The organism is Acidobacteriota bacterium, assembly GCA_033549365.1.
Lineage (GTDB): Bacteria > Acidobacteriota > Aminicenantia > Aminicenantales > Saccharicenantaceae > JAWSUF01.
Window position 1 is genome coordinate 235,126 of sequence record JAWSUF010000006.1, and the last position, 9,252, is coordinate 244,377.

Here is a 9,252-nt window from a genome sequence, read left to right on the forward strand (position 1 = left end):
TGTCACGGCTGTTTTATGCGGTTAAATTTTACGGACCAATCTCCTGAGCCGATTTTTTATATCCTCGGCCGCGGCGCTTCCCTTCTTGGCCATGTCCTCGCGGATTTTAGCCAGTTCTTCCCGGAACGCCTGACCATGCTCGTCGTTCCAGCGCACAGCCTCGTTTTGGAGCCTATCCGCAAACGCCCGCCAGACGGCGAACCCTTCTTCCCAATCCGGGAGGCGGATCCCGCCGGTCGCTTCTTCCTCGGCGACTTCAACTTCCAAGCTCAGGCTTTTCTTTTCCCTGAGAATATCCAACTTGATCCAGCTCCCGGACTTGGCATCCTGGATGATGTCGATGAGCGCGTCGATCGACTCGACACGCCGGCCGGCCGCGGATACGATGACATCGCCGACCCGAAGCCCGGCTTTTTCCGCCGGACCGCCGGGCGTCAGGCTCGAGACGAGAAGGCCCCGCCCCTCCCGGACTCCGAAAAACGCCGAGAGTTCCGGATTCAGCTCTTCCAGATAAATGCCGACATAACGCTTCTTTTCAAAGCTCAAGAGGGGCATGTCCGGGATTTTGAAATCCCTTTTTTCCCGGACGGGCTGCAAAGGCGGAAAAAGGCGCGGGAAGCGGGATTCGAGCTCTCGCCGCGCCTCATCTTCGGAGAAAGTTCCGAGTGTCACGTTGACGTCCTCGATTGTCCCTGAACTTTTTTTTACATTCAGGACAAGTTCGCGCCCGGGGAGGCTGCGGCGGATTTCCATGGCCATATCTTCCGCCCGGTCCAGCGGTCTCCCGTCAATTTTCAGGATGATATCTCCGGGCTTCAGTCCGGCCCGGGCGGCCGGCCCCCGGCCGTCCACATCAGTCAGAACAACCTCGCCGCCTTCCTCCTGAAAGATGGAGACGCCCATCCAGCCTCTTTCAACCCGGCCCGTTTTTTTGATCTGATCGGCCACGGAAAGAACGATATCAATGGGAACGGCCAGGGCCATGCCGGAGGAGGGCGCTTCCGCCCGGCTCAGGACATATCCCGATCCGACCTGCTCCCGGTCGCGGAAACCGAACATCACCGGCGCTTCTTCCGTATAAATCCCCCGGAGCAGCCCCATCATGCGCCCTTTTTCATCCAGCACGGGGCCGCCGCTCGATCCGGGCATGACCCAGACGTTCAATCTCAGCCTGTCATCGGAAACCGAACTGACGATGCCCTGCGTGACCGAAGGCGCTCTCTCCGGAGAGATGCCGATCACACAGACCCAGGCTCCCGGACCGGCCTTTTCCGACCGCCCCGGAACATTCAGAGGGCGAAGACCCTTGGCCCGGGTCTTGACGACGGCCAGATGCGTCACCGGATCGAAACCCAGAAACTCCGCCTCATATCGTTTTCCGTCATGCGTGATGACCGCAATGGTCTCGTCCCGCGGCGAGATGAGAGCCGTCGTCACGATATGTCCGTCCCTGTCGATGACGACGCCCGTCGCCACTTTCCGCATGTGATTCTGCGCTTCGACCTGAACCACGGAAGGGAACGCCCGGCGGGTGATTTCGACAATACCCTTATCGTTGGGTCCGGCGACCGGAGCTTCCAGCCCCCAAACAGAAGCGATGGGGATCAATCCGAAGATAAGGGCGGCTGCGCCGCTCAGGATTCTTTTCATCATCTCCGTGCCTCCTTGAACTGTCTCCGGCTCAATACATGGCATCGAGAAGCATCGCTTCGGAAACCCGTTCGAGGATGTAGATCGTCCGGGGTTCCGTGTCCGCCGACCGGATCTCGCGACCGTAATCGATGGTTTCCATGACGGGAATGGCGGGGGAACCGGAAGACAAAGCCCCCGGTCCTGCCGCCGCCGTCCAGTCCGATCCGCCCCGCCGGTCGAGAAGACTCAGCGACAGGATTCCGGCAAGAAACAGCGCCGCTCCGCCGGCCCAGGCCAGCCGGAGACCCCGGTGGAAAACGAGCCGGCGGCGCTTCTCGGCGGAGAGGCCGGCCATGACGGATTGTTCAAATCCCGCAGGCGCCCGAACCCGGCCGCGCCGGGCCAGAAACTCAAGATTTTCCATTCTGCACCTCGTGATCTTCGGGAATCGACCCGCCGCCGACGGCCTTTTGAAGTTTCCGTTTGAGGGCCGATCGGGCGCGGCTGATGCGGGCTTTGACCGTTCCCACCGGACGGCGGATGATTTCGGCGATTTCCTCCTGGGAAAATCCCTCGATATCCTTGAGGATGATGGGGATGCGGTAGCGGGGATGAAGCGAGTCCAGGGCCTCCCGGAGGTTGCGAACCAGGCCGGTGTCATCGGGATCTTCGGAGTATGTTCCGGCCTGCCACTCGTTGGGGATGTCGTCCAGGGAAACCGCCGCCCGGCGCTTGGATCGTTTGAGCTCGGAACGGGCCAGATTTCCGGCAATGGAGTAAATCCACGAGGACAGCGGCGCAATGGGCCGGTATTTGTCCGCTTTGAAATAGACCCGAATGAACGTTTCCTGGGATAGATCCACGGCCTTCTGATAATCTCCCGTGAAGTGGTAAAGATAATTCACGATCCTGTCCTTATAGAGCCCGACAAGCCCGGAAAAAGCCTCTTCGTCTCCGGCCTGGACCCGGGCCATCAGCTCCTGCTCGTCCATCCTCACTTGATTCAACCTTGATCCTTGGGGATTCGTTGCGCTTTTAAGAATAACACAATACAATGAACCGGGCATGGAACTTTTTTCCGGCCATCCTCGTCAATCCGGATGAGTTGTGTGAATTTGGAAAACGTCATTCAGGAGTGCCTGGAAGGAAAAGCCGGAGCTTGGAACATGCTTGTCGACGCCTATTCCCGAAAAATTTTCAACCTGGCCTACCAGTTCTCGGGGAGTTACCAGGAGGCCGAGGATCTGACACAGGAGATCTTCATCAAGCTCTACCATTCCCTCGGGAAATACGACGCCGGAAAAAACTTCACGGCCTGGCTTCTGACTCTCGGCCGCAACCACCTGATCGACCAATACCGGCGGACCCGGCGGGAAAAGACGCAGCGGGACGATTTCGAAGAACACCGGTTCAAGGCGGGATCTTCGGCCGATCCGGAGGAATCCCTGATCCGGGAGGAAACCCGGAAAAAAGTCTGGGACGGTCTCGACGGCCTGCCGGAAGACATGAGAATGGCCCTGATTCTCCGGGATATCCAGGGCCATTCCTACGAAGAGATGGCCGAAAGCCTGGATATCCCCCTGGGCACGGTCAAATCCCGGGTCAACCGGGCCCGGCTTCAACTGGCCCGGCTTCTCCGGGATCGACAAGGAGCGGATCATGACCTGTAATCGCATGGAAGAGCTTTTTTCCGCTTATCTCGAAGGCGGGCTCGAAATCGGAGAACAACACCGTTTCGAGGCTCATCTCCGGTCCTGTCCCGAATGCGCCGATCTGCTCGAACGGATGAAGTCGCTCACCGAAAGTCTGGCCGGTTTTCCCGAAGTCGATGTTCCGCCCCGCCTCGTCGAGCGCCTCCGGGGCATCCCCATCCGGCGGCGGACGTTTCGGCTGTTCACGGATCTTCTGCTTCGGCCGTCCCTGCAGCCGCTCTATGCCGCTGCGGCAGGTCTTCTCGTCCTCGTCTCCGCCCTGGCCTTCCACCCGGACGGCCCCCGGATTCGGAGGGAAATCGACCGCCGGATTCACTTGGGATACGCCCAGGCGGAGCGGCTCGTCGCCCGGGCCGGCGGCCTGACCGGCGAGCTGAGCGCCTATACGGAAACAACCTTCGATAAGGTCAAAAATCTTCCGGTTCTGCAAAAAGACACGGAGATTCCATAAACAGACTCTTGGAGGAATAACATGGAAGAAAAAATGATCGTCGCTCCAAAACCGCAGAAGTCGCCGGCGGCCGCCGGACTTCTGTCCGCTTTTTTCCCGGGCATCGGCGCCGTCTACAACGGCCAGGTCGCCAAGGGCGTCCTTTTTATCGTTCTCTTCGCCGGACTGATCACCCTGCAGGGACGCGGCGGACAGCCTTTCACGGCCCTCATGCTGGCCGGTTTCTACATCTATCAGATCATCGAAGCCGTCCAGTCGGCCCGAGCGATCAATCTGAAAGCCCTTGCGTCCGGAAAGGACACCGCCGAAATCACGGCCCTCACCGAGCCAGGCGAGACGCTTCGCGGATCAATCTTCTGGGGCATCGCCCTCATGGCCCTTGGCTTGGTTCTGATCCTGGCCAATTTCGATGTCGTGAGCTATGACAGGCTGATCGACTTCTGGCCGGTGGTCGTCATCGGCATCGGCTTGAAACTCGTGGCCGAGCATTTCCGCCGCTCCGCCGAAAAACAGTGAAGGAGACGGACATGGCACAACGCAAACGCAGCGATTCTCTGGTCTGGGGGATAATCCTGATCACGGTCGGGGTTCTCTTCCTTCTTCAATCCCTGGACATCCATGTCTGGGATTTCGTGGCCCGGATGTGGCCGGTCGTCCTCATCATTTGGGGAGCCTCGAAGCTCTATGCCGGAATCAAGGAGAGAAGCCGGAGGCCCGCCGAACCGGCCGCCGGGGATCCGGACCATGAAAGCTAAGGAAGTCGTTCTCCTGATTTTCCTGGTCTTTGCAGGTGTCGTTTTCTATCACCTGCAGACCGGAAAATGGCGGGACCTTGCGCCCTGGGCGGACGACATCATGTTTTGGGGAAAGTCGTATGTCTACGAAGAGACCGAGGAGATCGCTCTTCCTGAAACATATCGGCTTGAAATCGAAAACCGTCACGGCGATGTCGAAGTCGTCGGGCAGGAAGGGCGGACTTCGCTCGAAGCGACGCTCCGCAAGGACATCCGGAGACGAAACGAGGCCGAGGCGGCCGAAATCGCCGGCCGGCTTTCCACCGTCGTTTCCCACAAAGGTGACCTGATCCGCATCGCGACGAATCGGGCCGATTTCCGAAAGCAGAATTTCCGAACCCATATCCGGATCCTGGCGCCTCCCGGCACAGCCGTCGACATCCGCAACAGCCACGGCAACATCAAGGTTCTCGATCTGGGCCGAACGGTCGTGGTCAACCGGCACGGACGCGTCCGCGCCGCGGGTATCGCGGGCGATGCGGACATCGCCAACAGTCACGGGGCCATCGAATTGGAGGATATCGAAGGCGGCGCCGTCGCGGCCGGCCGGCATGCGGATGTCCGGATCCGGACCGTCGGAGGCGATTTGTCCGTGACGAACAGCTTCGGCAGGATCCGCGTGGAAGACATCGGCGGGAAAACCGCGATTTCCGGCCGCCACAACGCCGTCACCGGACATCGTCTCGAAGGCCCCGTTCGCATCTCCAACACCCACGATAAAATCACCCTGGAAGACACCGGCCCTGCGGAGATCGAAGGGTACCACTCCGACGTCTCGGTCCGCGGTGCGCGGGGAAGGATCGGCATCGCCACCCAACACGGGCGCGTCACGCTCGAAAACATCCGGGGAGGCGCCGAGGTCAAGGGTCGGAACGTGCGTGTTCGAGGCCGGCACCTCCGCGACGGGTCCATCCGGATCGACACCTCCCACGAGAAATGCGACCTGGATGATTTTTCGGGAGACGCCGAAATCAACGTTTCCAACGGCGAGATCAGCCTGTCTCCTCTTTCTCCGGAAGACGGCCTCCGCGTGTCCGGCCGTTACGGCGCCGTCCGCGTTCTGTGGCCCCGGGGAGCCGCGGTTTCTCTCGAAGCCCGGGCCCGGAACGGCCGGGTCATCTGGCGGCTTTCCGGACCTGAGCCTTTTAGGGATTCGAATGGAACAAGCCTGGTCCGGGCCTTCATGGCCGAAGGCGAAGAGCCGCGCGTCGTCCTGTCATCCCAATACGGCGACATCCGCATCGAAGATCGTCCCGCGTCTCAGGACTGATCCCTGTGACGTTAACGCCGGGCGCCCCGCGCCCGGCTTTTTTTTTATCCCTGGCGGTTTTTGTAGAAATAGATCTTCCGGGTCAGCAGACCGTTGATCTTGATGTGGAAATAGGAAATCAGGTTGGTCAGATCCTTGTTGAATTTCGTGACATAGCGGACGAATTCGGTTTCCTTCTTGAAGCGAAGGAGATTTTCGAACTCGGCGACTTCATCGTGAAGTTCAATGAGGAAATGCTTGACGGTCCTGTACTGGGCATTCACCTCGATCAAATCCTTGCCGCTCATGGTTTTCAGATCCGGATAGGGCGGCAGAGACTGAAGGATGAGAAGGCTTTCGGTCTGGAGTTCGAGCACGGATTCCTTGATCTCCTGGAAAAAGGACGTGTAATCCATGGGATCTTTCATCCGGTCCTGGGCCCTGTCCAGCAGGCTTTCGAATTGTCTCTTCAGCGAAACGATGAAGTCTTTGACACCCATGTGCTTGCGCTTGATATTGAACAGATCGATGAAATCCCGCCCGATATAAATCTTGTCTTCATAATGGGACAGGAGATCCTTGGGGGTGTGGGTATAGAATTTGATCTCATATTTCCGGCCGTCCGACTCCCGTTCCCTCAACCGGGCCAGAACAAGAAAGTGATTCTGCTCGATGAAATAGCTGCTTTTATCGAGAAGGGCGGAATACAGGGCCAGATTCTGGATGATCGCCTCACGGAGATAGTCCAGAACATCCTCCTTGCGGGCGAGAAAATCGCTGACTTTTTCATTGGGGGACGGATGGATAACGGAATAGGACGGAGACAGGGTGTAGAGCACGGGACCGGTGCCGAGTTCAAGATGGAGGTTCTTGTAGACATTCTGGTAGAGGTCGTCGAAAAGCATGGGACGCAGGGGAGGCAAACCGGAGACTTCGAGTTTGGACAGTTCGTCGATTTCATTCATGTTATCCTCCCGCTCTTTCCACGAATTATCGTATCACCGGGGGAGGTTTTATTCAAGACAAGGCATATCGATTCTCCAACTCGGCCAGGGCGGCCGGGTTTTCGTGAGCCGGGTCGTAAGGGACAAGTTCGACCGAAAAGATGTTTCGGAAACCGGTTTCCAGTCGCCCGGCGGCCCAGAAAAAATCGATCGGTCGGCCCAGAGCTTCGGAGAGCGACGTCATGAGAACGGGCCGCCCGTCCGTTCCCCGGGAAACGGTCTGAAGCAGGTCATCCGTTTTTTTCAAGGGAAGGGAGCCGTGCTGCAGGAAAACGGCGCCGCTCCGCTTCTGGGCGCTGCCGACGATTTTTTTTCCGTCGATCTCGATCTCATCCCGGGCCGGGTGGGCAAAACATGGTTGAATTCCTCGGAGATAGGACTCCGGGGGGTTTCCGGCCAGGCTTGGACGAAGCCCCATCTCTTCCAGGCCGCGGATCAGAGCCTGAGAAATGAGACGGTAGGATTCACGGACCGATGCGGGGAATACCGACGTGTCCGCGGAGGCCACGCAATAGGTCAATTCTTGTTGGTGAAGCACCAGTTTTCCGCCGGTGATGCGGCGCACGACGGCAACGCCGCGGCGACGGCAGGCCTCGGCGTCGAGAACCTTTTCGACATTTTGAGAGGCGCCCAGAGACACGGTCGGTCCGGACCACCGGTAAAACCTGAGGAACGTACCGCCGCTTTCCGCAGCTTTTCTGAACAGGAACTCGTCGACGGCCATGTTCCTGGGCCCGGAAAGCGGCTCCGGTTCCAGGGTGTAATGCCATGTCGTCATGTCCGGACCTCAATAAAAAAGAGCGGGCAACGGGATTCGAACCCGTAACTCCGAGCTTGGGAAGCTCGCACTCTACCGTTGAGTTATGCCCGCTCGATGCGACCCCAAATCTAGCCCGAATCTCTCCCTTTGTCAACCCGAGGGTGTGCGTGAAAACGCCCCAGTTTTCTCTCTTTTCCCTAAAAGGGCGTTTTCATCCTTCGGACGGGCCGATCTCACCACATCGATTTCGTCCCGGCCTGCTCGACGTAGCTCAACTACGCCTGCGCAGCCCGATCCTCATCGCTGCGGCGACCTCGACCCGCGCACGCACTCGGAGCCGAGGGTGTGCGTGAAAAAAGCCGAATTGACAGACGGAGGGCGGGCCTTCTATAATCACTCCATGTTCAAAGACGAACGCGCGAACTCGACGGAAACGACAGACAGCCCGACTTCCCTTTCCCAGACTTCCCGGATCGGCTCCCAGCTTGCCTTGAACGGCCGTATCAGCGGCCGGGACGATCTCTTGATCGAAGGCCGCTTCAAGGGCCATATCGAACTCAACCAAGGCTCCCTGGTCATCGCCCGGGGCGCCAAGGTCGAAGCCGACATCCGGGTCAAGTTTCTGACCCTTCAGGGGGAACTCAAGGGCAATGTCGATGCCGACGAGCGCATTCTCGTCGCGGAAACGGCAACCCTCACGGGGGACATCACGGCCGCCCGGGTTTCCATCATGAACGGCGCCCGTTTCAAAGGCGCCATCCGCATCAAAAACAGCGTTTCTACTTGATCTTGATGGCGCCCTTGGTCCGGTCGCGGCGCTTCTGTTCCATCTGATCCCACTTCTTCATGCAGCGGGAGTCGGGTCCGTAGAGAAGCGAACATTCCAGGTATTCCGTCAGGTAAATGATACAGGCCCGGATGGCTTGCCCCGCCGGAGTTTTTTCATAACCGCCTCCCCGGACGGAAAAGCCCCGATAGTTCACGCCGGCATCAAGGCCCGCGGCCGAAGCTTCAGCCTCGATGGTCCGGGCATCGACGATTTCTCCGGTCTCCGTGTCGATCACCTTGAGATCGACGGCGATATAGACCCGATCTTTCTTTCCACCCAGACGGACACCCCGATAAGCCACTCCTCCGCCTCCTCCGCCGATCCTCTCCTCATAAGAGGAGACCGTTCCGGCCACGAGGAATTCCGCTCCCTTGATTTTTCCCATTTTGGCCCGGGTGGCCTGATCGATCCGGCCCGTCGCGCCGAGATCCTGCTCGCCGAGCACCGCCTCGATCTCTTTGCGTTCGAGAACCGAAAACGAGCCCGTGCTCACCAGTTCGGATGCCAGCATATCGGAAAGCTCCGATCCGACGGCGGCGCTCCACCATCCGGCGCTTGTCTGGTTCGTGAAACGCAGGACGCCGAGACGCGGCTTATCCTGAGCTTCCGCGGAAACGGCCAGCACGGCGATGACGAGCGCGGCCATAATAAGACTTGAACAAAGCTTCTTCATAGGGCCTCCTTTCATTCATCATCATATCACATACCATAGCGGATCCGGGTTGTCAAAATCGATTCGGATGTATAATGAAAACTCCCCGGGCTGAAGCCCGGGGTTTCGGCCCTGTGGCATAATCTGACTATGGGTTTTTTCGCTGATC

General features: G+C 58.8%; 12 protein-coding genes and 1 tRNA gene. 6 read left to right on the plus strand and 7 right to left on the minus strand.

What is annotated here, in order from left to right:
* Positions 1-21: 21 nt before the first annotated feature.
* From SCM96_10695 to SCM96_10705, 3 genes are read right to left on the minus strand one after another with little or no spacing between them, the layout of a single operon-like run.
* Positions 22-1,653 (minus strand): PDZ domain-containing protein, encoded by a 1,632-nt coding sequence (locus tag SCM96_10695; GenBank protein ID MDW7761091.1) that lies wholly within the window; start codon positions 1,651-1,653, stop codon positions 22-24.
* Positions 1,654-1,681: 28 nt separating this feature from the next.
* Positions 1,682-2,056, minus strand: a complete 375-nt coding sequence (locus SCM96_10700) for a hypothetical protein (GenBank protein ID MDW7761092.1) — start codon at positions 2,054-2,056, stop codon at positions 1,682-1,684.
* Positions 2,043-2,624 carry a sigma-70 family RNA polymerase sigma factor gene (locus SCM96_10705; GenBank protein MDW7761093.1) on the minus strand — a complete coding sequence of 194 codons (582 nt, stop codon included), beginning with the start codon at positions 2,622-2,624 and terminating at the stop codon, positions 2,043-2,045. The genes SCM96_10700 and SCM96_10705 overlap by 14 nt, the downstream gene beginning before the upstream one ends.
* A gap of 117 nt (positions 2,625-2,741) precedes the next feature.
* On the opposite strand from SCM96_10705, the gene SCM96_10710 reads away from it, so the two are divergent.
* Genes SCM96_10710 through SCM96_10730 form a run of 5 tightly spaced genes read left to right on the plus strand, consistent with a single transcriptional unit; the run spans position 2,742 to position 5,859 of the window.
* On the plus strand, positions 2,742-3,302 hold the full coding sequence (locus tag SCM96_10710; GenBank protein MDW7761094.1) for a sigma-70 family RNA polymerase sigma factor: 561 nt from the start codon (positions 2,742-2,744) through the stop codon (positions 3,300-3,302).
* A complete protein-coding gene (locus SCM96_10715; GenBank protein MDW7761095.1) occupies positions 3,292-3,795 on the plus strand; it encodes a zf-HC2 domain-containing protein in 504 nt (167 codons plus the stop codon). Before SCM96_10710 ends, SCM96_10715 begins: the two co-directional genes overlap by 11 nt.
* Before the next feature lie 21 nt (positions 3,796-3,816).
* Positions 3,817-4,311, plus strand: a complete 495-nt coding sequence (locus SCM96_10720) for a DUF5668 domain-containing protein (GenBank protein MDW7761096.1) — start codon at positions 3,817-3,819, stop codon at positions 4,309-4,311.
* 11 nt (positions 4,312-4,322) lie between these two features.
* Positions 4,323-4,550: a DUF5668 domain-containing protein gene (locus tag SCM96_10725; GenBank protein ID MDW7761097.1), complete on the plus strand. Its 228-nt coding sequence runs from the start codon at positions 4,323-4,325 to the stop codon at positions 4,548-4,550.
* On the plus strand, positions 4,540-5,859 hold the full coding sequence (locus SCM96_10730; GenBank protein MDW7761098.1) for a hypothetical protein: 1,320 nt from the start codon (positions 4,540-4,542) through the stop codon (positions 5,857-5,859). The genes SCM96_10725 and SCM96_10730 overlap by 11 nt, the downstream gene beginning before the upstream one ends.
* A 44-nt stretch (positions 5,860-5,903) precedes the next feature.
* Here SCM96_10730 and SCM96_10735 read toward each other — a convergent pair whose 3' ends face one another.
* The 3 genes from SCM96_10735 to SCM96_10745 all read right to left on the minus strand — a co-directional run bounded on the left by SCM96_10735 (position 5,904) and on the right by SCM96_10745 (position 7,713).
* On the minus strand, positions 5,904-6,803 hold the full coding sequence (locus tag SCM96_10735; GenBank protein ID MDW7761099.1) for a hypothetical protein: 900 nt from the start codon (positions 6,801-6,803) through the stop codon (positions 5,904-5,906).
* A 52-nt stretch (positions 6,804-6,855) separates the two neighbouring features.
* Positions 6,856-7,620: a hypothetical protein gene (locus SCM96_10740; GenBank protein MDW7761100.1), complete on the minus strand. Its 765-nt coding sequence runs from the start codon at positions 7,618-7,620 to the stop codon at positions 6,856-6,858.
* Positions 7,621-7,641: 21 nt separating this feature from the next.
* Positions 7,642-7,713: transfer RNA gene (locus SCM96_10745), tRNA-Gly, on the minus strand.
* A gap of 238 nt (positions 7,714-7,951) precedes the next feature.
* On the opposite strand from SCM96_10745, the gene SCM96_10750 reads away from it, so the two are divergent.
* Entirely contained in the window at positions 7,952-8,389 is a 438-nt protein-coding gene (locus SCM96_10750; protein ID MDW7761101.1) for a polymer-forming cytoskeletal protein, read from the plus strand.
* On the opposite strand, the gene SCM96_10755 is transcribed toward SCM96_10750, so the two are convergent.
* Complete coding sequence (locus SCM96_10755; GenBank protein MDW7761102.1) at positions 8,382-9,104, minus strand: CsgG/HfaB family protein; 723 nt, start codon at positions 9,102-9,104, stop codon at positions 8,382-8,384. The genes SCM96_10750 and SCM96_10755 overlap by 8 nt on opposite strands.
* Positions 9,105-9,252 lie beyond the last annotated feature (148 nt).

Bases quoted from the DNA above. Each gene is read 5' to 3' on its own strand.
- SCM96_10695 (MDW7761091.1), bottom strand. From the start codon at position 1,653: ATGATGAAAAGAATCCTGAGCGGCGCAGCCGCCCTTATCTTCGGATTG.
- SCM96_10700 (MDW7761092.1), bottom strand. From the start codon at position 2,056: ATGGAAAATCTTGAGTTTCTGGCCCGGCGCGGCCGGGTTCGGGCGCCT.
- SCM96_10705 (MDW7761093.1), bottom strand. From the start codon at position 2,624: ATGGACGAGCAGGAGCTGATGGCCCGGGTCCAGGCCGGAGACGAAGAG.
- SCM96_10715 (MDW7761095.1), top strand. From the start codon at position 3,292: ATGACCTGTAATCGCATGGAAGAGCTTTTTTCCGCTTATCTCGAAGGC.
- SCM96_10720 (MDW7761096.1), top strand. From the start codon at position 3,817: ATGGAAGAAAAAATGATCGTCGCTCCAAAACCGCAGAAGTCGCCGGCG.
- SCM96_10725 (MDW7761097.1), top strand. From the start codon at position 4,323: ATGGCACAACGCAAACGCAGCGATTCTCTGGTCTGGGGGATAATCCTG.
- SCM96_10730 (MDW7761098.1), top strand. From the start codon at position 4,540: ATGAAAGCTAAGGAAGTCGTTCTCCTGATTTTCCTGGTCTTTGCAGGT.
- SCM96_10735 (MDW7761099.1), bottom strand. From the start codon at position 6,803: ATGAATGAAATCGACGAACTGTCCAAACTCGAAGTCTCCGGTTTGCCT.
- SCM96_10740 (MDW7761100.1), bottom strand. From the start codon at position 7,620: ATGACGACATGGCATTACACCCTGGAACCGGAGCCGCTTTCCGGGCCC.
- SCM96_10755 (MDW7761102.1), bottom strand. From the start codon at position 9,104: ATGAAGAAGCTTTGTTCAAGTCTTATTATGGCCGCGCTCGTCATCGCC.